Raw genomic sequence first — 25,846 nt, forward strand, 5'->3', positions numbered from 1 at the left:
GCGCAGGTGTCGCCGGAATCGTCAACGAGCGGAGTGGCGGCGGCCGATCGAGAACACCGACTCGACGGGGCGTCGCGGAGTCTGCCGTGGCGGAGACTTCTTCTCAGTCGTGCCTACCCGAATCAGGGCCTGCGGGAAGCCGCGGTCGGGGAGTAGTTCGCGGATCATCTCCCGGCTCTGACGGAGTTCGGTCGTGTGCGTCAAGGGACACGTCGCGAGACCGCCGACGGTAGCCTCCAGCAGCACCGCGGACAGGGCCTCACCGGCCCGGAGCCACGCGCCGCGGCCGTCGGTGTCGGTGCTCAACACGAGAACCGTCGACCGGTCGATCGCCGTTCTCGCGTCATTGTCGCGGCCTGCCGGGAAGCGGCGTCCGATGTCGACGCGGTCACGGTTCTCCGCGGTTGCGAGGGAATCCGACGGTATTCCACCCTGAGGAATGGAATGACCAGCCCACCAGTGGAGTTCGGCCTGGTAGGCGGAGTCGTACTTCCGTGCGGCCGCGGTCAGCTCCGTCGCCTTCGCGAGTGTCGGACGAGCGTCCTGTCCCAGCACCGTCAGGTGGACGTCCATGCCCCGCGCCATATCGGTCAATGCCGCGGGCAGCGGGGTTTTCACGCTGACCGGGCCGAAGGGCCTGCGGTCGGAATATCGGTGCCGGATCGCGGCAAGCAGATCGAAGTCGTGCGACTGAGGCCGGGCGTCGTGGCGGAACCGAATCGTCGCCAGATGCCCCGAGTGTGGACCCTCCGGGACGCGCCGGATGTCCACCGACCATTTGAGCCCGGTCAATGCCGTCTGGAGATGATTCAGCGCCGCACCACAACTGACGACCAATTGCCGGCCCGACGGGTCCGTGGAAGCCAAGAGCCGGCCGCGTTCGGTGTAGAGGTCGAGCTGCCCGTCGGCGTACGTCCACTGCCACGGCTGACTGTTGTGTACCGACGGTGCCCGGCAGGCGAGGTCCACGGCAATGCGGACGACGTTCTCGTCGGGAATGGTGGTGTCCACGATCGCCTCCTCGGTGGTTCGCACTTCCGCCCGGACCCGGGTCGGACAGTCGGTGCGTCCACCTCAGTGTTCGCCTTCCAGTGGCCTGAAATTAGGGCCGATGGTCACTGCCGGACACCTGTCGACGATTCGGGCCGGAAGACCCTACTGACGGCAACTGCGCCGCTGTAAGCCTGAGAAGATGTCCAGCGACATCGCCATTCGCACGCTCGGCCTCACCAAGCGGTTCGGCTCCGTGCTCGCCCTGGACGCGGTGGACCTGAATATTGTCGAGGGTGAGGTCTTCGGTTATCTCGGCCCCAATGGCGCCGGAAAGTCGACCACGCTGCGTCTGCTCGTGGGCTTGCTGCGTCCGACTGCGGGATCGGCCCAGTTGTTCGGCCTCGACGCATGGTCATCGGCGCCCGCGGTTCATCGTCTGATCGGCTACGTCCCCGGTGAATTGGCACTGTACGACCGCATGACCGGCCGCCAGCACATCACGTACTTCGGACACCTACGTGGCAAGCCGGGCGGCAAAGCGGCGACAGTTTTCGCCGATCGGCTCGATCTCGACCTCGACCGAACTGTCCGGACGATGTCGAAAGGAAACCGCCAGAAGCTCGCGTTGGTCCTCGCGCTCATGTCCGGCCCGCAACTGCTCATTCTCGACGAACCTACCGGCGGCCTCGATCCGCTCGTGCAACACGAGTTCCATGCGCTCGTTCGCGAGCACACCGCATCCGGCGGAACGGTGTTGCTGTCGTCTCACGTACTCAGCGAAGTTCAGCAAGTAGCCGACCGCGTCGGTGTGCTGCGGGAGGGTCGCCTCATCGCCGTCGAGAGTCTTCACGAACTACGCCAGAAGTCGCTGCACCATGTCACCGCCGAATTTGCGACACCGATCGTGGAATCGGACTTCCGCGAAGTGGCCGGCCTCCGCGACCTCACCGTCGCGGGCACGTCGCTCACGTGCAGTGCACCGCAGTCCGCGCTGGACGCCCTGATTCGTCGGATCTCGCAATTCCGCATCGTCGACTTCGAGTGCGCCGAGGCCGACCTCGAGGAGACATTCATGGCGTTCTACGAGATTCGAGACCGAAATGCTGCGTAGCGTGCTCACCAAGACGTTGTACGATCAGCGCCGCGCGTTCCCTGCATGGGTCGTCGGGCTCGCGCTGTTGGTGGCGATGTACGTGGCGATCTGGCCCAGTGTTCGCGACCAGCCGTCGATGAATCAATTCCTCGACGAGATGCCCGAGGCGTTTCGTGCCCTGTTCGCGATGTCCGGGGCCGACATGTCTACCCCGGTCGGATACGTCGAGATCGAACTGCTGTCGTTCATGGGTCCATTGCTGCTTCTGATCTATGCCGTCGGAACGGGTGCGGCGGCGGTCGCCGGAGAGGAGGAGCGGGGAACGCTCGATCAGTTGCTCGCCACGCCCATGAGCCGCGGGCGAATCCTGACGGAAAAATTCGGTGCCCTCGCCATGGGCACCATGACGCTGTCGGCGGTCTTGGGACTCGCACTGCTCGGCGAGGGGATACTCGCCGACATGGATCTGCCGGTGGAAAACGTCGCGGCGGCAATGACGCACCTGGCGCTTCTGGCGCTGGTCTTCGGCGCACTCGCATTCGCGATCGGCGCCGTCACAGGCCACCCCGCACTGAGTCGTTCGGTTCCTGCCGTGGCCGCGATACTGGCATATGTGCTCAACGGCCTCGGGCCTGTGGTGTCGTGGTTGGCACCGTGGCAACGATATTCACCGTTCTATCAGTACGCCGGCCATGACCCGTTGCGCCATGGGTTCTCGTTCGCGGCAGCATCCGTCTCCTTGCTCACAATTGCAGTGTTGCTCGGAGTCGCGCTCGTCGGGTTCGCTCGGCGCGACGTGGTGAGATAACCGTGACCGACGCGAGGACACCTTCGCTCGAGCCGGTTGTCGTCGGAGTTGACGGCTCGACGGCAGCGAGAGCTGCGGCGCGCTGGGCCGCCGCGGTCGCGGAGAAGCAGGGAACAACGTTGCACCTGGTTCACGTGCTCCCTCCACCCCCTGTCTCCTACGCAGACCCGCGTCCCCTGCCGTCGGAAGACGAGGACCGCATCGCAGCGGAAACGTTCCTGGCCGGTGCGTTGCGCGGCATCAGGGCCGACCGGCGTGCCCTCGACGTGGAGTGTTCCTCACCGACCGGGTCGACGGCGGCCGACATCCTGTTGTCGTTGGCGGACTCAGCGTCGATGGTGGTGATCGGGTCGACGGCACGAGGCCCGGTGGAGGGGTATCTGAATGCGACGGCGCTGCGACTCGCCCATCACTCACCGTGCCCGGTCGTGGTGTGGCGGGGAGCCGAACAGCACGCGATTCCCGACCGACGCGCGGTCGTCGTCGGTGTGGACGGCAGCCGGTGCAGTGTCGCCGCCGTGGCCGACGCCTTCCAATTCGCCGGGCGATTCGACGCGCCGCTGATCGCGGTGCATTCGTGGAGGTCGGATTTTCCACACGATACCGAGAACGAAGCGGTCGGGGTCGGGGCCTGCCAACGGGAAGGGGCAGTTCTGGCGGAAAGTCTCGCCGGCTGGGTCGAGCGATATCCCGACGTGGTCGTGCGAGAGATTGTCGAGTCCGGCGGGGCAGGTGAGGTATTGCTCCGCCGGTGTGAGGACGCGCAACTTCTCGTCGTCGGAAGCCATGGGCACGGCGCGATCGGCCGTGCGATCCTCGGGTCGACGAGCCAGGACATGCTTCACCGGGCCCGATGTCCGGTCATGATCAGCAAGGTTCACCGGAATACCGGTACGGTTGATGATCGCGCCAAGGAGTTCGGCGACCGTGGACATCGCTGAGTTCCACGCCTACGGCTACGCCGCCGCCCTGCTGATCGGGCTCGGGCTGGGAATCGAGCGGGAACACGCGGCCCGGTCCCCACCCGACGGTGCGGACCCGGGGTCTTGGGAGTTGCCCGGCGCACGTACCTTTCCGCTCATAGCCCTCGCCGGCGCCATCGCAGCGCACCTCGGCACCGCCGTAGTCACGGCGGCTTTCGTGGGGATCGCGGCCCTCGTCGTCGCTCGCCGCGGCGTCCGCGGCAGGTGCCGAGATCACCGTCGACACCGCGACCGTGGCGGCAGTTGTCGCCGTCGGCACGAACCTGCTCACCAAACTGGTCCTCGCCGCCGTTGCCGGTTCGTTCCGGTTCGCCGTGACGCTGGCGGCGTGGCCGGCCCCACCGGTCGCTGTGACAGCCGCGACCGTGTGGGTCGTGCTCATCCAGTGACCAGCCGCAGATGCGCTGGTCGGACCGTGCCGTCTCCGCCGGACGGTGTCGATGACCTACGGCCCTAGAGCCACCGAGCCGCGAGCACAACACTCGAAGCCAGGACAAGCAGGAGACACACGATGACCGGCGCAGCACCCACCCCACACACGGACACACTGTGAACACGCGAGAGCTGCCCGTGGTACCCGACCGACGTACCGTCGAATCAGCTGTGGCGCTGGCGTGCCGCGCGCCGTCGCTGCACAACAGCCAACCGTGGCGTTGGGTGATGGGCACTTCCCTCCGGTTGTACAGCGATCCCGACCGGCTGTTGCCCGCGACCGATGCCTTCGGTCGTCAGATGGTGATCTCCTGCGGTGCGGCCTTGAATCACCTCGAGTACGCATTCGCGGCGAGTCGCTGGCGTCCTGTGATCGAGCGGCTGCCGCGTTCTTCGGACCGGCAACTTCTGTCGACGATCGGATTTGTCGCGGCACCGGCACCGACACCGACAGATTTCGTCGCCCGAATGGCGGCGGCGATCGAACGTAGGCGAACCGAACGTCTGCCACTGGACGCACCGTCCGCGTGGAGGGACACACTCGAACAGCTGGTGCGAATCACGGCGGGAACAGACGTCGAACTCGAAGACCTCGGCGAGCGAAGCCGTCCCGCACTCGAGGAAGCATCACGCCGGATGACCGGTTTACGGCACGACGACCCCACCTACCAAGCCGAACTGCGGTGGTGGTCGGGGCGCGGACTGTTCCCCGACGGTGTGCCGGAACAGGCGCGCCCGTCCGACCCGCAGCAGCACTCGGTGCACCTCTCACGTGAGTTTCCGCCCGGCCGCGCGAGCACACCCGACGGCAGCCCGTCGGAAGATCGCGCCGCGATCCTCCTGCTCTCCACATCCACGGATTCGAGACTTGATTGGCTACGGAGCGGCGAAGCACTCTCCGCAGTTCTGCTCGCCTGCACGGACCGCGGACTCGCCACCTGCCCCGTCACCCATCTGACCGAACGCGCCGCGACACGGACAATGCTGCGGGAGCTGTCTTCCGGGGACGGGATGCCGCAGGTTCTGATCAGGGTGGGAGCGGGCACCGGGGTGGGGGAACTGTCGCCCACACCCAGACGCCCGTTATCGGAAGTCCTGGTTCGAGAACGGCCGGCGCCGGGAAACCTGTCCGGTGAGTAGGGGAGGGCTGCCACCCCTGGCGATACGACGAGCGTCAACCCAACGATGCGACGCAGATCGATGACACGATTGCGGCTCGGGCAGCGAGCCGAATCGATGAGGAGGTCACCATGGTCGATCCGGGGATCGTTGTGGGAGTGGACGGATCCCGGTCGTCGCTGGATGCGGTGCGGTGGGCCGCACGTGAGGCGGGAGTGCGCGGGGCGCCGCTACTGTTGTTGTCCTGCATCACGTACCGCGGTGCACAAGATGGGCCGCGACTCGCTGAAATCCTCCACGCCCGAGCCGAGCGGGACGTTGCCGAAGCACTCGAGACCGCCCGAGCCGGGTCCGCAGACGCAGACATCGACATTCGGGCCGAAGTGTCCCATCAGAACGCCCCGGGATCACTCGTCGACCGATCGGCCGGCGCAGAAATGGTCGTACTCGGCAGGCGCGGACTCGGCGAGTTCACCGACGGGCTGATCGGCTCCGTGACCTCGGCCGTGGCGCGTCATGCGCAGTGCCCGGTAGCAGTGATCGACGGCTGGTCGAGAGTCGCGGACGGCACGGGACCCGTCGTTGTCGGCGTCGACGGATCTCCGAGCAGTGCGCGGGCCGTCGGTCTGGCGTTCGAGGAGTGTTCCCTCCACAACACGGAACTGATCGCACTGCACGCGTGGTCCGACCAGGACCTGTCGAAACTCCCCGTCGGTGTGGAGCAGACCATGGAGCGGTCGGTGCTCGAGGCCGGCGTCGCCGAATGGTGTGGACGGTTCCCCGACGTCCCGGTGCGACAGACCCTCGTTCGGGACCGACCCGTTCGCCACCTCCTCGAAATGGCCGACGAAGCCCAGATGATCGTCATCGGCAGCCGCGGGCGGGGCGGCTTCACCGGGATGACGCTCGGCTCGACCAGCGCAGCCTTGGTGCACATAACCCCGTGTCCCCTCCTGATCGCCGGACCGATCCGACCAGAGCGATGACCTTGGGCCCTACATCGGCACCTGTTCCGGCGCGACACTCGAAGGAGCAATCGCAGGAGGTCGCCATGATCGGGGAACAGACACTGGTAGCGCGGATGTGGCGATTGGGGCCGTGGAGCGGGAACCGACTGATGCGGGGAAGCTATCGCCTCGAATCCTCGGTCTTCCTCGTCGTCGTCGCCCTCGTGCTGATCTTGGTTCCTCTCGCCGCAGCGTTCGGAACCGCCACTCACACACGACTCGACGACCAATCCCGCGCCGACCGCGAAAACCGGCATCAGATCGCGGCAGTGCTCCTCGAGGACGCCACTGTGAACCTGGCGGATACTACCCCGGCAACGGGTGCCACGGGGCAGGCACCGGCCCGGTGGGCAGTGGATGGGACCACACGCACCGGTCAGGTACTGACCGCGCCGGAAGCGAAGGCGAGACAAACGATCAGCATGTGGATCGACCCGGCCGGCAGGATCGTCGATGCGCCGAAGACTGGCACCGAGAACGCATTCGAGGCCGTGGGCGCCGCACTCGCATTGTGGACAATGGGTGCGACGATCTGTCTGGCGATGTTGATCGGAATTCGCTGGGCAGGAACGAGATACCGGATGTCACAGTGGGACCGCGAGTGGAGGAACCTCGGAAAGGCCCCCGGGTGGCCGGTCAGCTGACGCCCATTGATGTCGAACACAGGAAGACGACGACGATTTGCGAATGGTGAGGCCAGAGCCAGTGGACGACAACTTGAGCTTCCTGGACGCGGGTTTTCTCGAGACGGAGGACTCCGACCCACACGCGAGCCTGACGATCGGTGCTCTCGCCATCATGGAGGGCCCCGTTCCCGGGCAAGACGAATTTCGTGACACGGTCGCCGCACGTTTCGCGAAGCTCCCGCACGCCCGGGACAGGGTTCACACGGTCCCACTCGACTTCAGCGCACCCTCCTGGACACCGGATCCGCATTTCGACCTCGGCCATCATCTGCGGAGGGTCGCCGTCCCGGAACCAGGGGAGGAGGAGTCCCTGTTCGGTTTCGTCGCCCGGGTCATGGCGCACCGACTCGACCGTGACCGCCCCCTGTGGGAATGCTGGGTCGTCGAAGGCCTCACCGACGACCGCTGGGCCATACTGACCAAAATTCATCACTGCATGGCGGACGGGATCACCGGAACCAAACTGTTCGAGGCCATGTGCGACGAAGTCGTGGCCGAAACGTCGAGGACCGCAGAGCCCGACACCGACGCCGAGCCGGTGCCGACCGTCGGTACACGCCTCGAGAGCGTCGAGAGCCTGGTCCGCTCGACGATCGAGTTCCTGTCCCCGGTGCGGCAACTCCGGCTCGTCTCGGCGGCACTGGCAATTCCACGTCGGCTGACGGCCGCCGGTATCGGCGTCGCAACCGGCCTGACCCACCTGCTGTCCGAGATGCTGACCTCGTCTACGAACACCTCGCTGATCGGACCGATCGGTCGCCAGCGCCGCTACTGCGCCGCCCGAGTCAGAATGCATGACGTTCGCGAAATCTGCGCCACGTACCGGGTCACCGTGAACGACGTCGCACTCGCAGCGATCACCACCGGACTACGGCAGCTGCTCCTGAAACGGGGCGAGCGCCCCGAACCGCACACGGTCCGCACGCTCGTTCCCGTGTCCGTCCGCTCCGCAACAGCGGAACATGCGATCCACAATCAGGTCTCGCTCATGCTGCCCTTTCTGCCAGTCGACATCGAAGACCCGGTCGAACAGTTGGTCGCCGTCCACGAACGGCTCACGACGCACAAGGCGAGCAAGGAAGCAGAAGGGGGCAAGGCGTTCACCGCGGTGGCCCAGTACGGGCCGTTCATGCCCATGGCCTGGGCCGTTCGACTCGCCACCCGGTTTCCTCAGCACAGTGTCGTCGCCGTCGCAACCAACGTCCCCGGACCGAAGGCCACACGACACGTGATGGGCCGCACGATCCTGGAGATCTTTCCGTACGTGCCGATCGCGCTGCGGCTGCGGATCGGGATCGCGATCCTCAGCTACAGCGACCATCTCGCCTTCGGTCTCACCGGGGACTACGACACCACACCGGACCTCACCGACCTTTCCGACTCCATAGAACGGGGTGTCCTGACTCTCCTCGCCTCGTCGCGCGCGGCTGACGCAGCCTCCGAATGACCGCCGGCGACCGTCGCGAGCAACTCGGCTCGGGCGACTTGATCACGCTCGTCTCGGACGTCGGACCGGTACCCATGAACGTCGGCGCGGTACTTTTCGTTGCCGGTGGAGGCGACGAGGATGCGGCGACCGTCGAGGCCACGTTCGCACGGCGGCTCACCAGCATTCGGCGTCTGCAACAGCGCCTGGCCACGCCACGGCGGGGCCTGGGACGACCGTACTGGGTCGACGACTCCGATTTCGACGTCCGCGCCCATCTGGCCCGAGTCCGGTGCCCGAGTCCGGGGGACCGTGACGCTGCGCTGGCAATCGCGGTGGACGCGGTGACCCGGCCGCTGCCCCGGTCACGACCATTGTGGCGGGCGGTCGTCGTCACCGGTCTCATCGACGATCACACCGGTCTGGTGCTGGTGCTGCATCACGTCGTGGCCGACGGGATCGGTGGCCTCGCCGTGCTCGCGCGCCTGGTCGACGGCGCGGACGCGGCTGGGCCGGCCGACGATACCGCGGCACCGCCTCGGGGCAGGTTCGTCGACCGCGTTTCCGAACGGTTCCGCACGCTGCGCCGACTTCCGCACAGGGTTGCTCGTATACGAGGGCGGCTGGGCCGAACTCGGTCGTGGTCGCGGCGGGTGGGCACCGCCGTGTTCCCTGAACGCTGCCACCGGCCCCCGTCGCAAGGTAATGACCGTCGACGTCGGTCTCGACGGTGTCCGGGCAGCGGGACGGAGGTCGGGTGCCACCGTCAACGATGTTCTGTTGGTCGCCGTCACTGGGGCATTGGCCGAACTCCTACGTGAGCGGAAGGAGTTTCCGCAGGAGCTGGTGGTGTCGGTGCCCGTCTCGGCCCGGAGTTCGGCAACGAGTGGGCACCTGGGGAACCAGGTCGGTGTAATGCCGGTACGTGTACCGCTGGTAGGAAGTTTCCAGGAACGGCTGACCACTGTTTCGGGCGTCACCCGCGTTCAGAAGATGCGAACCCGGGTCCCCCTGGGCAATTCGTCATCGCCGGGGCACCGATCACAGGCATCACCCCGATTACCGTCACCGCGGGGAACGTCGGCGTCGCGTTCGCGGCACTATCCTATGCGGGCACGCTGACAGTAACGATCATCGTCGACCCCGACGTCGTACCCGAGGTCCGCGAGCTCGCCGCCGCTCTGCACGAACAATTCCGGGCCGCCATCGAGTGACGAGCTGGGCCGCGATTCAGAGAGACTCGGCCTCGTCACGGATCAGGCGCAGTACCGGCCCGCCCATCGCCTTGACGAACGGTCCCACCACCGTCCAATACCCGCGGAAGCTCCGCCGTGCCTTGTCGTCCGTGCCGTGTACGCGCACCTCGGTGACCAGGACAGACGTGCGGGCGTCGTACGTGAGAACTGTGAAACCCCAAGCGCCGATGCCATATCCGGGAAGGGCGAACCGGCCGAAGTCTGCTGGCGACCACTCGACGCGGCCGTAGCCTTTCTCCCACCAGCGACCTATGAACCCGAGCACCATCGCGTGTCCCGGCTCCTCCGCCAGAAGATGGAACCCGCCGTCGGGTTCCAGCAGCTGGTCGAACCGGAATTCGGACCGACTCCGCTGGATATGGGCGCCCCGACGGCCGCGGACGGTGTCGATCGCGATTCGGGCCCGGTTCGGGATCGCGACCGCCGGCGACCGGAAGAAGTCGACGCGGCGGATGGCGGCGAAGGTCGTCGGCGCAGACGCACGGACGACCTGCGTGCGCAGAATGCGGTGCTCATACCTCGGCAGCTGGGACTCGATCAGGCTTGATCCGAGGCTGGGGTCGTGCAAGATACATCTCCTCCTGGGGCGGCATCCCCGCGGTACGGCTAGCGAACAATGAGGAGTGGGCAGACAACCGAATGCATCAACGCCCTGCTGGTCGACCCCAGCAGCATGCTGGAAAACCCTCCTCGCCCCCGGCTGCCCACCACGAGAAGCTGCGCGTTCTCGGCCTGCTCACCCAGGTGCCGGGTGGGGCGATCCCTGACCACGATGGTGCGTACCTTCACATCCGGATACTTCTCCCCGCGGCCGGCCAGATTCTCGGACAACAGAGCCGTTTCGTTGGCCGCATCCCGCGTCCACTCGGCTTCGCTGCCTCCGTCCAAGGAGAGTTCCAGGACGATGTCGGACCATGCGTGGACGGCGACGAGTTCCGATTGCCGTAGGGATGCTTCCTCGAAGGCCATCGAGATAGCCGGTTCACTGTGTTGTGATCCGTCGACACCCACGACAACCGGTCCGGGAATGTCGTTGAGGTCGCGATCGGGTACACCACGGATCACGGCCACCGGGCATGGGGCGTGGGTGGCGATCGCCGAACTGACCGATCCCAGGACGGCACGATCGATGATTCCCCGTCGGTTCGCGCCGACCACGAGCATCGCAGCATTCGCTGAGCGCGCGAGTAGTTCACCGGCCGGCGTCCCGGTGCAGACGGTGGTCTCGATGTCGATGTCGTATCCGGGCACTGCGTCGCGGGCGGTCTGCGCCGCGCGCTCCAACCTGTCCTTGCCGTCGCGCTCCTCGTCCTGGAAGAAGCTGGCGGGCACACCGATCGGGACGCCGTATCTTCCGGGAACGAACATCGTCGTGATCAGCGACAGGGGCGAGTGTCGGAACGCGGCCTCCCTCGCCGCCCATGCAACAGCCTGCAGCGACGATGGGGAGCCGTCGATCCCTACAACGATCGGGCGGTGGCCGGACATGGTGCACTCCTACGGGGTTGCTGGCGCCGAATTTCTGCCTCGACCTTCATCGTTGCGGCCCGCGGGTGATACCCGTAGGGGATAAGGTCACCAGCCCGAGGGGGTGAGACCCGACCCGGGTCGGCGTCCTCCCCACGGCATCCCTCCGGGGTGACCAACGACTCTGTCACCCGCAGACCTCCAGCGATGACACTGAGACGAGGTTCCCGATCGAGAGTTCCCCGAGAACCGGTACAGATCGGCCGGCGGAAGGAATGCGACCATGAGCGACAGCAACACCGGCGCCGCGGGCGGCGGAGCGATCTACGCCCTGGGCATCTTCGGCGCCTGGGTGTGGTTCTGGCAGCAGGCGGACGCGTTCTGGGAATACGTCCTCGCGATCATTCAGGGACTGTTCTGGCCGGCCTGGATGGTCTACGACCTTTTCAAGGCCCTTGCAGGGTAAGCGCTTCGATGTCCTGCCTCCCCGCCGCCGATTCGGGAAGTGGGATCTAACTGACAAGCGCAGTGACGGCCGCGAAATAGATCATGATTGAAAGCAGGTCCTGAACGACGGTTGCAAGTGGACCGGAGCCGAAGGCTGGATCCTTACCGAGCCGTTGCAGGAGCCATGGCAGCACCATGGCAACGATGGTGGCGATCGCGCTCGCGGCGAGAACCGCTGTGGCCACCGCGATCGCGAGCATCGTGTCACCGGTCATCAGACTGGCCACCGGGAGCATCACGGCTCCGAGGAGAGCACCCACCGACAGACCGGTCAGCGCCTCGCGTCGCACGATACGTCGAATTCCCACCCCGACCGACAGGCCACGGATCGCCAGGGTTTCGGTCTGCGTCCCCACAGCGTCCGCGAGATACACGATTCCAGGAACGAAATAGGCAACGGCCACATTCGCTTCGAGAGTGACCTCGAATGCCGCCATGAACACGGCCGAGACCATGGCGCCCAGCAACCCGACCAGGAGCCAGGGGACACGGTGCCACAGCCTGCGCCGCACGCTCTCCACGCTCGTCTCGCGCGTGGTCTCGACCGAGTGGAGGAAGCCGCCGAGGCGGGAGAGGTCCTCGTCGTGTTCCTGGAGCAGTACCGCGAGAAGTTGTTGTGGAGCGATGAGACCACGAAACCGGCCGTCGGTATCGACCACCGCCAGCCCCGGTTCCCCATGCTGGACCGCCTGCCATGCGGCCCGTTCCTGATGCGTGTCGGGTCGGACCGCCGGAGGATTCGGATCCATGACGTTGCGCAGAGTGGCTTCGTCCGGGGCACCGAACATCCGCTCGATCGGCACGACCCCCGCCAGTCGGTCGCCGTCCAGAACCGCGACGACGGAAGCGCAATCGTACCGCGTGGTGGCCATCTCGCTCAAAACCGTCGTCACCGAATCGCCCGGGGCGGCCGTGGGAACCCGCGTGCAGGCATGCCAGAGCGCAGTCCGGGGTTCGGGCTCATCGTCGAAGACCAATAATTCGGACACCTGGCGCTCCCCTTCGAACGTGTGGTGAAGTGCTCTTCGATCATCCACCCACCGAGCGGCGCCCTCCGGCGTGTCGACGTATCGGGATTCGAGGAGCCCTGCCCAGTCCGATGGCGCGAGGCGGAAATGTCGACCCGGCATTTGTTCCAGGAAGCGTGTCACGGCGCCGAGCTCGAGGTAACGACATCGCCCCAGGTGGCGCGCGAACCGGACTCGCCGATGCGGTAGACCTGAACAACGGTCCCCACCGCAACCACAACCGAGAGAAGTGCAACGATCACCGTGACTGTTCGTGGGGGATCCGACTTTCGTTCGCGAAGCTGGACCGCGGTGACCACCAACGCGCTGAGGAGAAGCGCGACGGAGAAGTAGATCATGCTGTCGCCCAGTTCGGTGTGGGCGTGCACGGCAGACGACCGGGCGACGTGCTTCTCCAGCCATTCACCGGCGTCGGTGGTCAGCGGAGTCACGATCACCGTCACGACCGCGAGCACGAGCGTAAGCCACACCAGCCGACGGCGGACCGCCGGCCATACGCTGCACATCGCGACCAGCAGTGCGGTCAGCGGGGCCAGGACCACGATGAAATGCACGAGCAGGACATGGGCGGGCAACCCGCTGACAGTCGACATGATTCGAGTATTCGTCGGCGTCGCTGAGAAACCACTGAGTGGCCCGCCCGACCCGTCGCCGAGGGCACGCGGCCTCAGTGCCGACCGGGCAAGTCGACTTCGCTGGGCGTCTTGTCGTCACGCAGGCCTTTCCAGCTGGGGTGGCGCAACCGCCCGCTGGTGTACTCGCGGTACTCGACGTCGCCGACCAACTGCGGTTCGACCCAGCGTGCGTCCTTGGTCTCCCGCGCAGGTGGCGGCGACGCCAGAGGACTCGTCGGTCGTTCCAGCGCCGTGAGCTGCTCCCGTAGCGATTTCCTTGTCGCGGTGGTGAATCCGGTGCCGACATGCCCGATGTACACCAGCTGGTGGTCGTCGTCATACGCGGCGAGGAGTAGTGATCCGATGCCGTCGCGGGCGGCACCGGTGCCGTCGACCCAGCCGACGACGATCCCTTCGGTGTTGGCGCGTAGCGGTTGCTTGATCCAGGCAGGGGAGCGGCGACCGGGTTGATACGTCGAGTCGACGCGTTTTGCGACTGCGCCCTCGAGATGGTGCCTGCGGGCGAGATCGAGCATCTCCTCGCCGTCGACGTCGGTCCAGTACGGCGGCACCTGCAGGCGGGGCCCGGACAGCGCAAGGTCGGTGAGTTCGGCCCGTCGCCGCAGGTAAGGCAGCCCGGTCGTCGATTTGCCGTCAAGGGCTAGGACGTCGAACACGTAGTACGTGACGGGCACCTCGTTGCGGAGTTGTGCGATGGGGGACAGCACGTGCATGCGCCGCTGGAGGCGACTGAACGACGGCCGGCCGTTCGCGTCGAGCGCGACGATTTCTCCGTCGAGGGTTGCCTCACGTCCGTCCAACGCGGCCACGATCGGCACGGCCAACTCCGGAAAGGTTGCAGTGATGTCATTTCCGTTGCGGCTGAACAGCCGGGATACACCGTTGTCGACGGTGGCGATGGCGCGTTGACCATCCCACTTCATTTCGAACGCCCACCCCGCACCGCCGGGAAGTTGGCCGAGTGTGGCCAGCATCGGAGACGGGACCGTCGACGAGGAAGGCATCCACCGAGTGTGCGCGAAATGCTCGGGCTATGGGCGGGAACGGAGCGGCTGACGATGCCGGGACCAGATCGACGAAGGCAGCGGACTCGCCGGGACTGTCCCTGCCGGCCGCTGAGACCGGTCTGCTGTTCACAGCAAATACACAGCGGTCAGGCAGGGTGAAACAGGGTTGGGCAATCACGATGGCACGCATGCCCACTTCTGAAGTGACGGGTCGGAAACGATCGAGTTGTCCGACACGTTCGATCACCGCGGCCGAGCAGCCGGCCGTACTTCTCGATCGACTTTCCCTTCAGCGCAATGACTGCCGCGCCGACCGCGGCGATGCCATCACCCGCGCCGGCGCCAGGACAGCGCTATGGCTGAGCCTGCTGGTGGTTTCCTACTCGTGGGCCGCCGACGGCGGAATTCGGGATCTCGGCGCAATGGCCACCGCCCTCCTGTCAGGGGGACGCCTCGCCGGCCTGGTGTCCGCGGACCTCCTGATCGTGCAGTTCGTGCTGATCGCACGAATCCCTCTGCTCGAGCGTGCCTTCGGTCAGGATCGATTGATCGGGCTGCATCGCGTGGTGGGCCTGACGTCGTTCACGCTGATGATCGCTCATGTCGCTGTGATCACCTGGGGCTACGCCGGCGGTGACGTGCTCGCCACGCCCGCGATGGTGTGGGAGCTGACGGTGGACTACCCCGGGATGCTGCTGGCCGTCGTCGGCACGGCGCTACTCCTGATGGTGGTGATCACCAGCGTGCGGCCGATACGCGACCGGCTCCGTTACGAGTCGTGGCATCTTCTGCACCTCTACGGGTATCTCGGGGCGGGATTGGTGTTGCCGCACCAGCTGTGGACCGGCCAGGAGTTCCTGGGCTCGACCGCCGCGACCCTCTACTGGTGGACCCTCTGGATCCTCGCGGCCGCAGCAGTTCTCGTGTGGCGGATCGGCCTTCCGTTGTGGCGCAGTGTCCGGCACTCGCTGCGGGTCGCCGCCGTGGTGCCGGAAGCGGACGGGGTCGTGTCGGTGTACATCTCCGGCAGGAATCTGGATCGGCTTCCGATCGCCGCCGGCCAGTTCTGCAACTGGAGATTCCTCGGCCGCCGGGGTTGGAGCCGGGCAAATCCTTACTCGCTCTCCGCCGCCCCGGACGGGCGACACCTGCGGATCTCGATCAAGGCGCTCGGCGACAACAGCGCGCGAACGCAGACCCTGCATCCCGGTACCCGGATCCTCTTCGAAGGTCCATACGGGAGGCTGTCGTCACGGGCCCGTAGCCGACGAAAGGTGGCGCTGGTCGGGGCCGGAGTCGGCGTCACACCACTGCGGGCGCTCGCCGAGGGACTCGACTACTCGCCAGGCGAGGCGGTCCTGCTGTTGCGCTACACCGAAAGGCCCTTGTTCGTAGACGAATTCCATGCACTCGCACGCGAACGAGGACTGCAGATTCTGTGGTTGCCCGGGCCCCGTCGGCGCGCCGACTCCTGGTTGGGCGCCGGCATTGGCGACATCGACGACCTCACCGCCCTGACCGGTTGGTTGCCCGACATCGCCGACCGCGACATCTACGTATGCGGTCCAAAATCCTGGACTGCCGCGGTACGCCGCACCACCAGGGCCGCGGGAGTCCCCGATGCTCAACTCCACACCGAAAACTTCAGGTGGTGACCCCACGATGAAACGCATCGTCACATGGATCCTCGGCACGATCACAGTCGGGGTGCTCCTGTTCGGGTACCACACCTCCACGGCCGGACCGATGAACGCTACCCCCGACATCGTGGTCGCCTCTACCGCGACATCGGAATCCGGTGCGTCCGATTCATCCGAATCGCCGGGAGAAACCTCCGGTTCGGGGCCGGGATCGTCGGGATCGGGCGGTGCCTCCCCCCAGCCCACATCGACATCGACTGGTGCATCCGTATTCACCGGTTCGGCAGCCCAGACACGGTGGGGTTCGGTGCAGGTGAAAATCGTGGTGGCCGAGGGCAGGATCACCGATGTCACGGTCCCGCAGTACCCGAACGGCAATTCGAAGGACCAGCAGATCAATTCCCGCGCACTCCCAGTTCTCATTCGCGAGACCCTCGACGCACAGGGCGCCGAGATCGACATGGTCAGCGGCGCGACCGTGACAAGCGACGGCTATATCCAATCCCTGCAGGCCGCACTCGACGAGGCGGGACTGTGAGCGGCGGAATCCCGGCAGTACAGGGGGGAGCCGGGGGGGAGCGGACAACCCGGTACGTGGAACACGTGATGGGCATGCCGATCAGTCTGGCGATGCGCGGTCGGCACGGCGGGGACCGCCGTGGCCGTGCGGCGTGGGCCGAAGTGCTGAGGACACTGCGCGGGGTGGACCAGCTCTTCAGCACGTATCGACCGGATTCTTTCGTGTCGAGGATGATTCGTGGCGAGGTGGACAACGAGCATCCGCCTGCCGCGGTCCTCGAGGTACTCGCTCTCGGAGACCGCGCCGAGCAGGAATCCGGTGGCGCGTTCGCGGTCCGTCGTGCCGGGCCCACCGGTGAGCGCGTCCTCGACCCCAGTGGCGTCGTGAAGGGATGGGCGGTCGAGCGGGCCGCAGAGCATTTGCGTGCATTGGAGTCGACCGATTTCTGTCTCTCCGCGGGCGGTGACATAGCCTGCCGCACCCTCGATCCGGCCGCAACGCCGTGGCGGATCGGTATCGAGGATCCCTTCGACACCTCGACACTCGTTGCGCTGGTGCCGGTGCACACCGGGGCGGTGGCCACCTCCGGTGCCACCCACCGCGGTGATCATCTCGTCGACGCGCGGACCGGACGACCGCCGACCGGGGTAGCGTCCGTCACCGTCATTGCCGATTCGCTGACCTGGGCCGACATCGATGCCACCGCCGCCTATGCGTTGGGGCGCGACGCAGCCCGCTGGCTGCACGGCCGCCCCAATTCCGGGTATCTGGTGGTGTGGGCAGACGGGTCGACAACATCGTCCGCAGCGTCCAACGTTGCCGACGTCCAGTTGCCGCTGCCGTAGCAGACTGGACTCCCGGTGCTCAGGCGAATCGAACCGCACGTACGTCCGGAGCACACTTAGCGCCCGCCTCGAGCGCCGACTTTGCGCGCACGGGCGTGACTACCGGAACCCTCATTACGTCACAGTGACGAACTGAGGTGGGATGGGCGGGAGGAGGGGACACCTGAAACCGAACATTCATTCGGAAATGCGGGCCGGTCGGCCATGGCTCCGGATTGGCCTTAGCGGTCCGGCGCCGCACATCCGGCGGCGTGAATATTATTCAGCGCGCCGACGGGCGCATCAGCCGCGCCGGTTCGACGTCGACGCGCCGAGTCGGATACGTGGCGAACGAGCGCCGGACGGGCCCGAGGACCAGGTCGACGCAGAACTGGCTGCGGGTATACAGGCAGGCCAAAATCCAGGCCTCTGACCTGCGGCGATAAAATGCCACTTTTTGCCGATAATCTACATTATGTCAACTAGTAAGTTGGTTATTCGCGTGGTTTGCGAATACGACCACCCGCGGTAACACTCCTCCGCCGCAGTCGCCGAGGGGTATTTACCTGCGGTCCTGGTGAATTGGGTGAGGCGGTGGCATCTGCGATGCGCAGTTCGTTGGCGGCCGAGCCGAGCGAACGAAACAGCTTCTGACCTGGCTGTTCACCTCCCTCCATTGCAGGATATGCATTTCGAATGCAGAATTTGCAGCGACTGAGGGGGCTGGATGGGGCGGTTGGTGTACCTACCGGCGGGCGCGGCTGGCCCGGATCCGGAAGCGTTTCTCGACGATGTGCTGTCCGGGTGGCGGCAGGCCCATCTGGCGCAGAACTTCTCGGGCAACACCGTGCGTCGACGGGCCAGTTCGGTCAAGCAGATGACCGAGTTCGTCGGCACCTATCCGTGGCAGTGGTCACCGGCGGATGCGGACGACTTCTTCGGACACCTGCGTGGAGTCCGGAATCTCGCCCACACCACGGTTCGGGCGTATTAGACCGACGTGAAGCTGTTCTTGGACTACGCGAGCGACCCGTCCTACGACTGGAACGAGCATTGCGGTCGGCTGTTCGGAACGGTGTTCTCCCAGGTCATCACCGAATTCAATCGAGCTCGACACGTGCAGGCCAACGACGCCCGGCCGGCGAAGCGGCCGTTCACCCCCGTCGAGCTGCAGCAGTTCTTCGATCTGGCCGACCTCGAACCAGAGCGAATCTTGCGGTCCGGCCGCAAGGGCGCCTTGGCGGCGTGGCGTGATGCGGTGGCGTTCAAAACCCTCTACGGATGGGGCCTGCGTCGCAACGAAGTCCGACACCTACAGCTGGTCGATCTCTCCCGCAACGCGCGGGCACCGTTCTTCGGCGAATGGGGTCTGGTGCGTGTCCGGCACGGCAAAGCGATGCGCGGCGCACCCGCCAAGCAGCGGACCGTGCTGACGGTGTTTGACTGGGCCGCGGAGGCGCTCGCCGACTGGTGCGAGCGCGGACTTCCCAGGTACGGCCATCCGATCGACACCCTGTTCCCGACCGAAAAGGGAGGCATGATCCCGACGCGCAATCTCTGGCAGCGAATGCGTTGTCTCGTCGATGAACTCGGCTTCCCACCGGGTCTGGACTTGCACTCGTTCCGCCGCTCCTACGCCACTAACCTGCAAGTCGAGTACGGCTACGACGTCAGTTTCGTACAACTGCAACTCGGCCACGAACACGCCGCGACCACCTCGCTCTACACCCTGGCCGCACCCGACTATCGCGCGCGCGAACTCGACCGAGTCCTGACCGCGACCCTGTCACGCAGCAACGCCAGCCTCACCGGATCACCACACCCGAAGGAGCCGCGATGAAACGCGAGATCCACTACCACTGGCGCGTGCGCGAACTCATGGCCCGCGCCGGTATGAAGAACAGCCGCGACCTGGTCGGACCGCTACGCGACCGAGGTATCACCCTGTCCGATTCACAGATCTACCGCATCGTCGGGCAAGAGCCCGATCGGATCGCCTTCAAGGTCCTGGTCGCGCTCTGCGACATCTTCGGCGTCGAAGCCGGCGATCTGATCACCTACACCGCTACCGACGCCCGCCAATCCCGCGACAAGGCCGCCAACTCCCCTGCCGACGTCCCGCTCCTCAACGCCTACCGTCCCGTCCGCGCCCGCATCATCACCGACGATGACTGATCCCCGCCCACGCGGGCGTCCCCGCAGCACCGGCACCCTCGAATGCGTCCGGTGCGGCAATCTTGTCCCCAAGTTGCGGGTGCACTGGCCCGACGGAGCCGTCTGCGGCGCCTGCTTCACCACCGCCGCCCGCACCTACGGCACCTGCGCGTTTTGCGGCGAAGACCGCCTCGTGCCTGGAAGGTCCTCCGCCGGCGCCCACATCTGCCGCGACTGCGCTGGCATCACCACCAAACTCGTCTGCGACCAGTGCGGCCGCGAAGCCGAACGCATCCGCGGCGGGCACTGCGCCCGCTGTGTGCTTACCCACGACCTCGAACGCATCCTCAACCCCAGCTCACCGCCGGATCTGCGGATCAAACGACTCATCACCACCCTCGCCGCCGTTCCCCGCCCGGAAAGCATCCTCACCTGGATGCGCCACCCCACCACCGCCGACCTGCTCGCCCGCATCGGCAGTCGCGAACTTCACTTGTCCCACCCCGCATTCGACGCTCTTCCGCCCTCGCGCAGCGCCGAACACCTACGCGAAATGCTCGTCCACCACCACATGCTCCCCAGCCGCGGCGACCCCCGCCTGGCCCGCTTCGAAAGCTGGCTCGACCAACGACTCATCACGCTGCAGCCGACACCCGAAATCCACACTCCCATAGAGCAATTCGCCCGCTGGCATCACCTACGCCGACTGCGTGTTCCCGATACCGGTCGCAACATGGACAACGCCACCCGCACCGCCAAACAAGAGATCACCGAGGCCACCAAGTTTCTGACCTGGCTGCGCACCGAACACCACACCACCATCGCCCACCTGCGGCAAGCACACCTCGACGCCTACCTCAGTGAAGGCACCACCACCCGCCGCACCATCCGCAACTTCATTCAGTGGCGCCATCGCACGGGCATCGCAGCACGATTCACCATCCGATACCGCGCAGCGCGGACCACCCCGCTGGCTGCCTCCACCACGCGACTCGAACTTATCCGCACCACCATCGAAGCCGACCACATCACCCTGTCCACCCGCATCGCCGCACTCCTGCTGTTGCTCTACGGCATCCCCGTCCGCAGGATCGCCGAACTCACTCTCGACGACATCACCACCACCCCGCCCGGGCCCACCGTCAGGATCGGCACCCTCCCGGCCCCACTGCCCGAACCCCTGCTTCCCCTCCTACAACAACACCTCGACAGCCACGCAAACCAGAAAACGACCAACCACCAATCACGCTGGCTTTTCCCCGGGACCCGCGCCGGACATCACCTCACCGAACAGACCCTGATGCAGCGACTCCGAAAACTCGGCATCGACATCCGAGCCGCCCGCAACGCCGCACTGCACGACCTCAGCAAGGAAATCGACGCCGCATCCCTCGCCGCCCTACTCGGCTACACCCCCAACACCATGAACATCCACGCCGCCCGCGCGGCAATCCCAATGGGAAGCTACCCCGCGATCAAGCGCCCGAAACGATGAGCGAGTCCCCGTTCAGGAGATCTCGACAGAAGTTGATAAGTCCCTTATCCAGTCGTGGACCGCAGGGCCTGCCCCGCGCCACCGGCGACCTCCACGCCCGGACGACGGGTCGGTAGCGTCGGCGCGTCGGCGCGTCGAGCTCCAGGCGACAGCCGCGCACCTTTTCCGCGGACGCACCCGTTCCCGGCCTCGAGACGGAAGTTGTCAACCTGTCTGAGACACGTTGGTGTTGATCCCGGTCGGTCCGGGGAGGGCTGGTGCGGTTGGTTTGCTTCGGAATCGTTCGGGGTGTTTCGACCAGTAGCGGTCGAGGGCCTGCTGGCGGCGTTGCCGGACGAGGGTGGCGGTGCCGGCATGGATGGCCGCTGGTGTGTGGCGGCCGAGTCCGCTGTGGCGGTGCTCGGTGGCGTAACGGTGGAGAAACTGTGCCGTCCAGTCGCGGGCATGGTCGATGCTCTCGAACAGGGTCGGACAACTCAGGTCGTATTTGATGGTCTTGAACAAAGACTCCGAGAACGGGTTGTCGTCACTGACCCGAGGTCGCGTATACGAGGCGAGCACCCCGTTGTCGGCGAGCGCCTCGACAAGGGTGTGGGCGCGCATGATCGCACCGTTGTCGGCGTGCACCACCCCGGGCGCTCCGTGTTCGGCGATGGCGGCGGCGAACATGTCCACGGCCCGTTGAGTGTTCTCGGTGTACTCGATTCTCCAGGCCACCGGATACCGGGAGAACACGTCGATTACCAGATACAGTTTGTAGCGGTCCTGCGTTCTGGGTCCGCGTAGCTCGGTGACATCCCAGGACCACAATTCCCCGACCCGTCCGCAGTGCACGATCGGCTTGTGCCGGGAAGCCGAGCCACCACCGTGCTTTCTGCGTCGGCGATCGCCGACCATGTTCTGTTCGGCGGCGACCCGGTAGAAGGTACGTTCGGAGCAGCAGACCAGTCCCGCGTCGAACGCACGCCAGTATGTCTGCACCACAGAGAGTTCTGCGTATTCGGCGGATTCGAGGGCGCTGACGCCGGCGGCGCGTTCGGCGGCGGTCAGGGTTGCCGGTTGCTGCCGGTTCTTCTGCGGTATCGGGTCGGTGACCGGCCGGTAGTGCCGGTAATGGTGGGTGAGGCGGTAGTACGTCGAGCGGGGCAGCCCGACCAGCCCACACGCCGCGCGGACCCCGATCCCGGTGGCGGTGAGCTCGTCGACGAACCCGATCAGTGCAATTTGTTGCGTTCGAGCCAATTCGCGTACTCGGTGGCGCTCAGCAGTGCCGGCGGGATCTCGGGTTCGTCGTCGGTCGTCGAGCTCGTGGTAATCCCCTCCAAGAGCTCGTAGGCTTTTCCCAGATTTTCCTGCACGGCCTCGCCCTGGGCGACCTTGTGTTTGAGTGCCGCATTCTCCTTGCGTAGGCGTGCCAGTTCGGCGCGGTCGGCGTTCTCCATTCGGCGCAGCGACCTCTCTTCTCGGGTGACCGACGTCAGTCCCGTGAATTCTCCCTCGTCACGACTGTGCAGCCAACGCCTGACGGTGGCGGTTGTGAGATTGTGCTCGCGCAGCAGCCTGGTCTTGGCACCACGGTCGGTGGCGGCATCCCACCGGTGGATGAACTCGAGCCGAAAGGCAATCGGAAAGTGCCTCCCACCGGTCGGGGTGCGCCCGATCTCAATATCGATCATGCCGTCTCGCTTCCCCACGTCCTGGCCCACGATGTGTCTCACGACCATCCTGGCAATGAACGGAGAACGCGTGCGGGAACCGAGAACGAGTGCGTCCGTCCCTGAACGCTGAGGAATCCGGTACGAAGTCATGGATGCGTACTAGCCACGGCGGCCCGGAACGGCACAGCGCCCGACTCGCCGGGACGGACGTTCGGGCCGCGTCCTGACGCTTCTCCTCCGTGCCGATACTCCGGAATCTATCCGATAAGCATTGCGCGACAAGAGTCTCTCGTGTTTTTCGCTGCGTTGACGGCGCCAGTGACGGAGTCTTCCCTACACCGTCACTGGCGCCGGAAGGTCACCATAACAGATAATCGAATGTATGTTCGATGGATTGGCGGGACTCGGCGCCTCCGCGCTGTCAGCGCGCGAACCCGGGCCGGAGAGCATATGCTTCCGGTCCCCCGCCTGCACACCTCACGGAGCGGAGTGCACCATGACCATCACGATCTACAGTAAGCCGGCCTGCGTGCAATGCACCGCCACCTACCGCGCCCTGGACAACGAGGGGCTCGACTACACGATCGTCGACATCACCCGAGACCTCGACGCCCATGACTACGTAAGAGGTCTCGGCTACCTGCAGGCCCCTGTCGTCGTGGCGGGTGACGACCATTGGGCGGGTTTCCGGCCGGACCGCATCAAGGCGCTCACGGCAGCCTGACGGGTACCGGTCTCGGACCCCGGACGACGGCAGCGTCGACGGTGGAGGTCCTCATCGGCCCGACGATTGCTCGGCCCGGGGCGCTCGGTGCCGCGGGCGCACGTGCTCGAAGATCAGGATGGTCTCCGTCGAGGCGACCGCGGGATGTGCGCTGAGGTGGTCGAGGACGAAGCGCCTCAGCTCTTCGCTGCTCGCGGTGGCGACGTGGATGAGGTAGTCGTCGGCGCCGGCAATGAAGTACACGTTCAGCACCTCGTCGAGGGTGGCGAGTTGCTCGGCGAGCTGCCCGAGATGCTGTCTTGCGTTGGCCTGTACTCGCACTGCGATCATTGCCTGCAGGTCCCTGCCGAGGGTGGCGGGATCGATGTCGGCATGGAATCCGCGGATCACTCCGCGATCGATCAGCGAACGCACCCGGCCCAGGCAGGTCGAGGGGGCGATGCCCGCGAGGGCGGCGAGGGCGTTGTTCGGGGTACGCGCGTCGCGCGAGAGTTGATCGAGGAGGATTCGGTCGATCTCATCGATCGGCGCCCCCGTTCGAACATCATTCGATCCCGAGCCTTCGACAAACGGCGCGCCTGAAACATTCTTCTTCATCGGCTCAGTCTAGAGAATTTTGTTCTCTTACCTTGGCTTACCTGCGCCGCTTGTTCACTATTGATGCCTGCCAGTCGAATTGCTGGTCTGAACCCTGACATCCATCTCCCCCGACACCGAGATCGTCGCCCCTGGGCGTGATCGGAAAGGCTCACCATGAGCAACCCCCAGTCCCCGCCCGCGCGCCACCGCGTCGTCGTCATCGGATCTGGCTTCGGTGGGCTGTTCGCGACGAAGGCCCTCCGCCGCGCGGACGTGGACGTCACGGTGATCGACCGCACCACCCACCACCTGTTCCAACCCCTCCTGTACCAGGTGGCCACCGGCATCCTCTCCGAAGGCGAGATCGCCCCCTCGACGCGGTTGATCCTCAAGGACCAAGCCAACGCCGCCGTCCGACTCGGCGACGTCACCACGATCGACCTGACCGAACGTACGGTGACGTCCGAACACCTCGGGCAGATCACCGTCACCGGATACGACAGCCTCATCGTCTCCGCCGGGGCGCAGCAGTCCTATTTCGGCAACGACCACTTCGCCGAACACGCACCCGGCATGAAGACGATCGACGACGCCCTCGAACTCCGCGGCCGGATCCTCGGCGCGTTCGAGCAGGCAGAGGTCATCACCGACCCGCGGGAGCGGGCACGCCTACTCACCTTCGTCGTCGTCGGTGCCGGCCCCACCGGCGTCGAGATGGCCGGCCAGATCGCCGAACTCGCACACCGCACACTCGTCGGGGCGTACTCCAACTTCGATCCCCGGGATGCGCGGATCGTCCTGCTCGACGCCGCCTCGACGGTACTGCCGCCGTTCGGGGACAACCTCGGCTCCGAGGCGGCGGAAACCCTCGAAAAGCTGGGCGTCGAGGTGCGGCTGGGTGCGTCGGTGACCGACGTCGACGCCCACGGACTAACCGTTCGCGACACCGACGGCATCGAGCACCGCATCGAATCCGCCTGCAAGGTCTGGTCCGCGGGGGTGGCCGCGAGTCCCCTCGGTCGCCAGCTCGCCGAACAGTCCGGCGCCGACATCGACCGCGCAGGCCGCGTGGCCGTCGACGAAGACCTCACCCTGCCGGGCAATCCGAATGTGTTCGTTGTCGGCGACATGATGTCGCGCGATCGTCTGCCCGGCGTCGCCCAGGTCGCGATCCAAGGGGGCCGTTACGCCGCGAAACAGATCGCCGCCGAGGTCACCGCCGCAGCCAAGGGACGCCCGGTACCGGAACGGAACCCCTTCCGGTACCGCGACAAGGGCTCGATGGCAACCATTTGCCGATTCAACGCGGTCGCCAAGATCGGCGGCCTCGAGCTGACCGGTTTCCTCGCGTGGATCATGTGGCTGGCCGTGCACGTCGTCTATGTCGTCGGCTTCCGCAGCCGCCTCGCGACCCTGCTGTCGTGGGCCTGGACCTTCCTCGGCACCTGGCGCGGTCAACTGACCAACACCCACCAGCAGATCACTGCCCGCAACGCGATCGCGCAACTGCGCTACCTCGAACGCCGCATCGAGGACACGGAAGCCGACGTCGCGCGGGCGAGCTGACACGAAACCGACTTCGGTGTCCGTACGGGGGCCACCGTGTGACTGCCAGCCCATCTTCCCGAAGGCGCTATCGCGATTGCGGCCGGCGGACCTCTTTGGAAACCTCGAAGACATGATGCTGGCGAATGCCTGCGAGCTGTATCGCGACGCAGGTTTCATCGGGCAGCCGGCGTCTCGATACAGCTCGCACGCGTTTGCCAACATGATGGATGGCAGCTCACCTTCCTGTGCGCCGTCGA

At 65.9% G+C, this 25,846-nt stretch carries 28 protein-coding genes and 1 pseudogene; 20 read left to right on the forward strand and 9 right to left on the reverse strand.

From position 1 onward, the window contains the following. Positions 1-21: 21 nt before the first annotated feature. Positions 22-1,035, reverse strand: coding sequence for a hypothetical protein (locus CJ177_RS45925; protein WP_061697536.1), 1,014 nt, complete (start codon positions 1,033-1,035; stop codon positions 22-24). Positions 1,036-1,192: 157 nt separating this feature from the next. On the opposite strand from CJ177_RS45925, the gene CJ177_RS45930 reads away from it, so the two are divergent. From CJ177_RS45930 to CJ177_RS49710, 10 genes and pseudogenes are all read left to right on the forward strand, one after another. Then, the gene (locus CJ177_RS45930; protein WP_061697537.1) at positions 1,193-2,104 is read left to right on the forward strand and encodes an ABC transporter ATP-binding protein; all 912 of its coding nucleotides are present in this window, start codon (positions 1,193-1,195) and stop codon (positions 2,102-2,104) included. After that, a complete protein-coding gene (locus CJ177_RS45935) occupies positions 2,094-2,894 on the forward strand; it encodes an ABC transporter permease subunit (protein WP_061697538.1) in 801 nt (266 codons plus the stop codon). The genes CJ177_RS45930 and CJ177_RS45935 overlap by 11 nt, the downstream gene beginning before the upstream one ends. 2 nt (positions 2,895-2,896) lie before the next feature. Continuing rightward, entirely contained in the window at positions 2,897-3,835 is a 939-nt protein-coding gene (locus CJ177_RS45940) for a universal stress protein (protein WP_061697539.1), read from the forward strand. A gap of 275 nt (positions 3,836-4,110) precedes the next feature. Further along, on the forward strand, positions 4,111-4,266 hold the full coding sequence (locus CJ177_RS49085) for a hypothetical protein (RefSeq protein WP_231913902.1): 156 nt from the start codon (positions 4,111-4,113) through the stop codon (positions 4,264-4,266). A gap of 160 nt (positions 4,267-4,426) precedes the next feature. Further along, positions 4,427-5,449 (forward strand): nitroreductase family protein, encoded by a 1,023-nt coding sequence (locus CJ177_RS45950; protein ID WP_179443477.1) that lies wholly within the window; start codon positions 4,427-4,429, stop codon positions 5,447-5,449. A 110-nt stretch (positions 5,450-5,559) separates the two neighbouring features. Further along, a complete protein-coding gene (locus tag CJ177_RS45955) occupies positions 5,560-6,414 on the forward strand; it encodes a universal stress protein (protein WP_061697541.1) in 855 nt (284 codons plus the stop codon). Between the two features lie 65 nt (positions 6,415-6,479). After that, positions 6,480-7,079 (forward strand): hypothetical protein, encoded by a 600-nt coding sequence (locus tag CJ177_RS45960; RefSeq protein ID WP_095871031.1) that lies wholly within the window; start codon positions 6,480-6,482, stop codon positions 7,077-7,079. 61 nt (positions 7,080-7,140) lie between these two features. After that, positions 7,141-8,568, forward strand: coding sequence for a wax ester/triacylglycerol synthase family O-acyltransferase (locus CJ177_RS45965; protein WP_025432565.1), 1,428 nt, complete (start codon positions 7,141-7,143; stop codon positions 8,566-8,568). 74 nt (positions 8,569-8,642) lie between these two features. Continuing rightward, positions 8,643-9,368 carry a wax ester/triacylglycerol synthase domain-containing protein gene (locus tag CJ177_RS49705; protein WP_373560096.1) on the forward strand — a complete coding sequence of 242 codons (726 nt, stop codon included), beginning with the start codon at positions 8,643-8,645 and terminating at the stop codon, positions 9,366-9,368. Positions 9,369-9,560: 192 nt separating this feature from the next. Beyond that, positions 9,561-9,761, forward strand: a pseudogene (locus tag CJ177_RS49710) (WS/DGAT domain-containing protein); the annotation flags it as partial. A 16-nt stretch (positions 9,762-9,777) separates the two neighbouring features. Here CJ177_RS49710 and CJ177_RS45975 read toward each other — a convergent pair. Together CJ177_RS45975 and CJ177_RS45980 are read right to left on the reverse strand one after the other, a co-directional pair. Continuing rightward, the gene (locus CJ177_RS45975) at positions 9,778-10,371 is read right to left on the reverse strand and encodes a hypothetical protein (protein ID WP_005246112.1); all 594 of its coding nucleotides are present in this window, start codon (positions 10,369-10,371) and stop codon (positions 9,778-9,780) included. 38 nt (positions 10,372-10,409) lie between these two features. Then, the gene (locus tag CJ177_RS45980; RefSeq protein ID WP_095871032.1) at positions 10,410-11,291 is read right to left on the reverse strand and encodes a universal stress protein; all 882 of its coding nucleotides are present in this window, start codon (positions 11,289-11,291) and stop codon (positions 10,410-10,412) included. 262 nt (positions 11,292-11,553) lie between these two features. Here CJ177_RS45980 and CJ177_RS45985 point away from each other — a divergent pair, with 262 nt between their 5' ends. Next, positions 11,554-11,736 (forward strand): hypothetical protein, encoded by a 183-nt coding sequence (locus tag CJ177_RS45985; protein ID WP_005246110.1) that lies wholly within the window; start codon positions 11,554-11,556, stop codon positions 11,734-11,736. 46 nt (positions 11,737-11,782) lie between these two features. Here CJ177_RS45985 and CJ177_RS45990 read toward each other — a convergent pair whose 3' ends face one another. The 3 genes from CJ177_RS45990 to ligD form a co-directional block, all read right to left on the reverse strand. Continuing rightward, positions 11,783-12,766 (reverse strand): magnesium transporter, encoded by a 984-nt coding sequence (locus CJ177_RS45990; RefSeq protein WP_061697549.1) that lies wholly within the window; start codon positions 12,764-12,766, stop codon positions 11,783-11,785. Positions 12,767-12,924: 158 nt separating this feature from the next. Beyond that, positions 12,925-13,398, reverse strand: a complete 474-nt coding sequence (locus tag CJ177_RS45995; protein WP_005246108.1) for a DUF2231 domain-containing protein — start codon at positions 13,396-13,398, stop codon at positions 12,925-12,927. A gap of 74 nt (positions 13,399-13,472) precedes the next feature. Further along, positions 13,473-14,414, reverse strand: coding sequence for a non-homologous end-joining DNA ligase (gene ligD / locus CJ177_RS46000; protein WP_257015098.1), 942 nt, complete (start codon positions 14,412-14,414; stop codon positions 13,473-13,475). Between the two features lie 221 nt (positions 14,415-14,635). Between ligD and CJ177_RS46005 the strand changes: the two genes are divergently transcribed. The 7 genes from CJ177_RS46005 (at position 14,636) to CJ177_RS46030 (ending at position 21,080) form a co-directional block, all read left to right on the forward strand. After that, complete coding sequence (locus CJ177_RS46005) at positions 14,636-16,102, forward strand: ferric reductase-like transmembrane domain-containing protein (protein ID WP_082833268.1); 1,467 nt, start codon at positions 14,636-14,638, stop codon at positions 16,100-16,102. A 7-nt stretch (positions 16,103-16,109) separates the two neighbouring features. Next, complete coding sequence (locus CJ177_RS46010; protein ID WP_061697543.1) at positions 16,110-16,625, forward strand: FMN-binding protein; 516 nt, start codon at positions 16,110-16,112, stop codon at positions 16,623-16,625. Between the two features lie 74 nt (positions 16,626-16,699). Beyond that, a complete protein-coding gene (locus tag CJ177_RS46015; RefSeq protein WP_061697551.1) occupies positions 16,700-17,452 on the forward strand; it encodes an FAD:protein FMN transferase in 753 nt (250 codons plus the stop codon). 706 nt (positions 17,453-18,158) lie between these two features. Next, positions 18,159-18,425, forward strand: coding sequence for a hypothetical protein (locus CJ177_RS49090; RefSeq protein ID WP_231913905.1), 267 nt, complete (start codon positions 18,159-18,161; stop codon positions 18,423-18,425). Between the two features lie 6 nt (positions 18,426-18,431). After that, on the forward strand, positions 18,432-19,271 hold the full coding sequence (locus tag CJ177_RS46020) for a site-specific integrase (protein ID WP_231913906.1): 840 nt from the start codon (positions 18,432-18,434) through the stop codon (positions 19,269-19,271). After that, complete coding sequence (locus tag CJ177_RS46025) at positions 19,268-19,606, forward strand: helix-turn-helix transcriptional regulator (protein WP_061697544.1); 339 nt, start codon at positions 19,268-19,270, stop codon at positions 19,604-19,606. The genes CJ177_RS46020 and CJ177_RS46025 overlap by 4 nt, the downstream gene beginning before the upstream one ends. Further along, a complete protein-coding gene (locus CJ177_RS46030; protein WP_143548825.1) occupies positions 19,599-21,080 on the forward strand; it encodes a hypothetical protein in 1,482 nt (493 codons plus the stop codon). Before CJ177_RS46025 ends, CJ177_RS46030 begins: the two co-directional genes overlap by 8 nt. Before the next feature lie 204 nt (positions 21,081-21,284). Here the strand turns inward: CJ177_RS46030 and CJ177_RS46035 are convergent, their stop codons facing one another. Together CJ177_RS46035 and CJ177_RS49095 are read right to left on the reverse strand one after the other, a co-directional pair. Beyond that, positions 21,285-22,322, reverse strand: coding sequence for an IS3 family transposase (locus CJ177_RS46035; RefSeq protein WP_143548826.1), 1,038 nt, complete (start codon positions 22,320-22,322; stop codon positions 21,285-21,287). After that, positions 22,295-22,798: a hypothetical protein gene (locus CJ177_RS49095; protein WP_231913908.1), complete on the reverse strand. Its 504-nt coding sequence runs from the start codon at positions 22,796-22,798 to the stop codon at positions 22,295-22,297. Before CJ177_RS49095 ends, CJ177_RS46035 begins: the two co-directional genes overlap by 28 nt. A 436-nt stretch (positions 22,799-23,234) precedes the next feature. On the opposite strand from CJ177_RS49095, the gene nrdH reads away from it, so the two are divergent. Further along, positions 23,235-23,462 (forward strand): glutaredoxin-like protein NrdH, encoded by a 228-nt coding sequence (gene nrdH / locus CJ177_RS46045; RefSeq protein WP_061046092.1) that lies wholly within the window; start codon positions 23,235-23,237, stop codon positions 23,460-23,462. A 51-nt stretch (positions 23,463-23,513) separates the two neighbouring features. On the opposite strand, the gene CJ177_RS46050 is transcribed toward nrdH, so the two are convergent. Then, positions 23,514-24,059: an Lrp/AsnC family transcriptional regulator gene (locus CJ177_RS46050; protein WP_061046089.1), complete on the reverse strand. Its 546-nt coding sequence runs from the start codon at positions 24,057-24,059 to the stop codon at positions 23,514-23,516. Positions 24,060-24,215: 156 nt separating this feature from the next. Here CJ177_RS46050 and CJ177_RS46055 point away from each other — a divergent pair, with 156 nt between their 5' ends. Then, positions 24,216-25,607, forward strand: coding sequence for an NAD(P)/FAD-dependent oxidoreductase (locus CJ177_RS46055; protein ID WP_061046090.1), 1,392 nt, complete (start codon positions 24,216-24,218; stop codon positions 25,605-25,607). Positions 25,608-25,846: the final 239 nt, after the last annotated feature.

It is taken from the genome of Rhodococcus sp. ACPA1 (genome assembly GCF_002300195.1).
GTDB classification, from domain to species: domain Bacteria; phylum Actinomycetota; class Actinomycetes; order Mycobacteriales; family Mycobacteriaceae; genus Rhodococcus_F; species Rhodococcus_F opacus.

What these genes read in the sequence shown, in the direction of transcription:
- CJ177_RS45930 (WP_061697537.1), top strand. Translation starts at nt 1,193, where the DNA reads ATGTCCAGCGACATCGCCATTCGCACGCTCGGCCTCACCAAGCGGTTC.
- CJ177_RS45935 (WP_061697538.1), top strand. Translation starts at nt 2,094, where the DNA reads ATGCTGCGTAGCGTGCTCACCAAGACGTTGTACGATCAGCGCCGCGCG.
- CJ177_RS45955 (WP_061697541.1), top strand. Translation starts at nt 5,560, where the DNA reads ATGGTCGATCCGGGGATCGTTGTGGGAGTGGACGGATCCCGGTCGTCG.
- CJ177_RS45960 (WP_095871031.1), top strand. Translation starts at nt 6,480, where the DNA reads ATGATCGGGGAACAGACACTGGTAGCGCGGATGTGGCGATTGGGGCCG.
- CJ177_RS49705 (WP_373560096.1), top strand. Translation starts at nt 8,643, where the DNA reads ATGAACGTCGGCGCGGTACTTTTCGTTGCCGGTGGAGGCGACGAGGAT.
- CJ177_RS45980 (WP_095871032.1), bottom strand. Translation starts at nt 11,291, where the DNA reads ATGTCCGGCCACCGCCCGATCGTTGTAGGGATCGACGGCTCCCCATCG.
- CJ177_RS45985 (WP_005246110.1), top strand. Translation starts at nt 11,554, where the DNA reads ATGAGCGACAGCAACACCGGCGCCGCGGGCGGCGGAGCGATCTACGCC.
- CJ177_RS45995 (WP_005246108.1), bottom strand. Translation starts at nt 13,398, where the DNA reads ATGTCGACTGTCAGCGGGTTGCCCGCCCATGTCCTGCTCGTGCATTTC.
- ligD (WP_257015098.1), bottom strand. Translation starts at nt 14,414, where the DNA reads ATGCTGGCCACACTCGGCCAACTTCCCGGCGGTGCGGGGTGGGCGTTC.
- CJ177_RS46005 (WP_082833268.1), top strand. Translation starts at nt 14,636, where the DNA reads ATGCCCACTTCTGAAGTGACGGGTCGGAAACGATCGAGTTGTCCGACA.
- CJ177_RS46010 (WP_061697543.1), top strand. Translation starts at nt 16,110, where the DNA reads ATGAAACGCATCGTCACATGGATCCTCGGCACGATCACAGTCGGGGTG.
- CJ177_RS46015 (WP_061697551.1), top strand. Translation starts at nt 16,700, where the DNA reads ATGCCGATCAGTCTGGCGATGCGCGGTCGGCACGGCGGGGACCGCCGT.
- CJ177_RS49090 (WP_231913905.1), top strand. Translation starts at nt 18,159, where the DNA reads ATGGGGCGGTTGGTGTACCTACCGGCGGGCGCGGCTGGCCCGGATCCG.
- CJ177_RS46025 (WP_061697544.1), top strand. Translation starts at nt 19,268, where the DNA reads ATGAAACGCGAGATCCACTACCACTGGCGCGTGCGCGAACTCATGGCC.
- CJ177_RS46030 (WP_143548825.1), top strand. Translation starts at nt 19,599, where the DNA reads ATGACTGATCCCCGCCCACGCGGGCGTCCCCGCAGCACCGGCACCCTC.
- nrdH (WP_061046092.1), top strand. Translation starts at nt 23,235, where the DNA reads ATGACCATCACGATCTACAGTAAGCCGGCCTGCGTGCAATGCACCGCC.
- CJ177_RS46050 (WP_061046089.1), bottom strand. Translation starts at nt 24,059, where the DNA reads ATGAAGAAGAATGTTTCAGGCGCGCCGTTTGTCGAAGGCTCGGGATCG.
- CJ177_RS46055 (WP_061046090.1), top strand. Translation starts at nt 24,216, where the DNA reads ATGAGCAACCCCCAGTCCCCGCCCGCGCGCCACCGCGTCGTCGTCATC.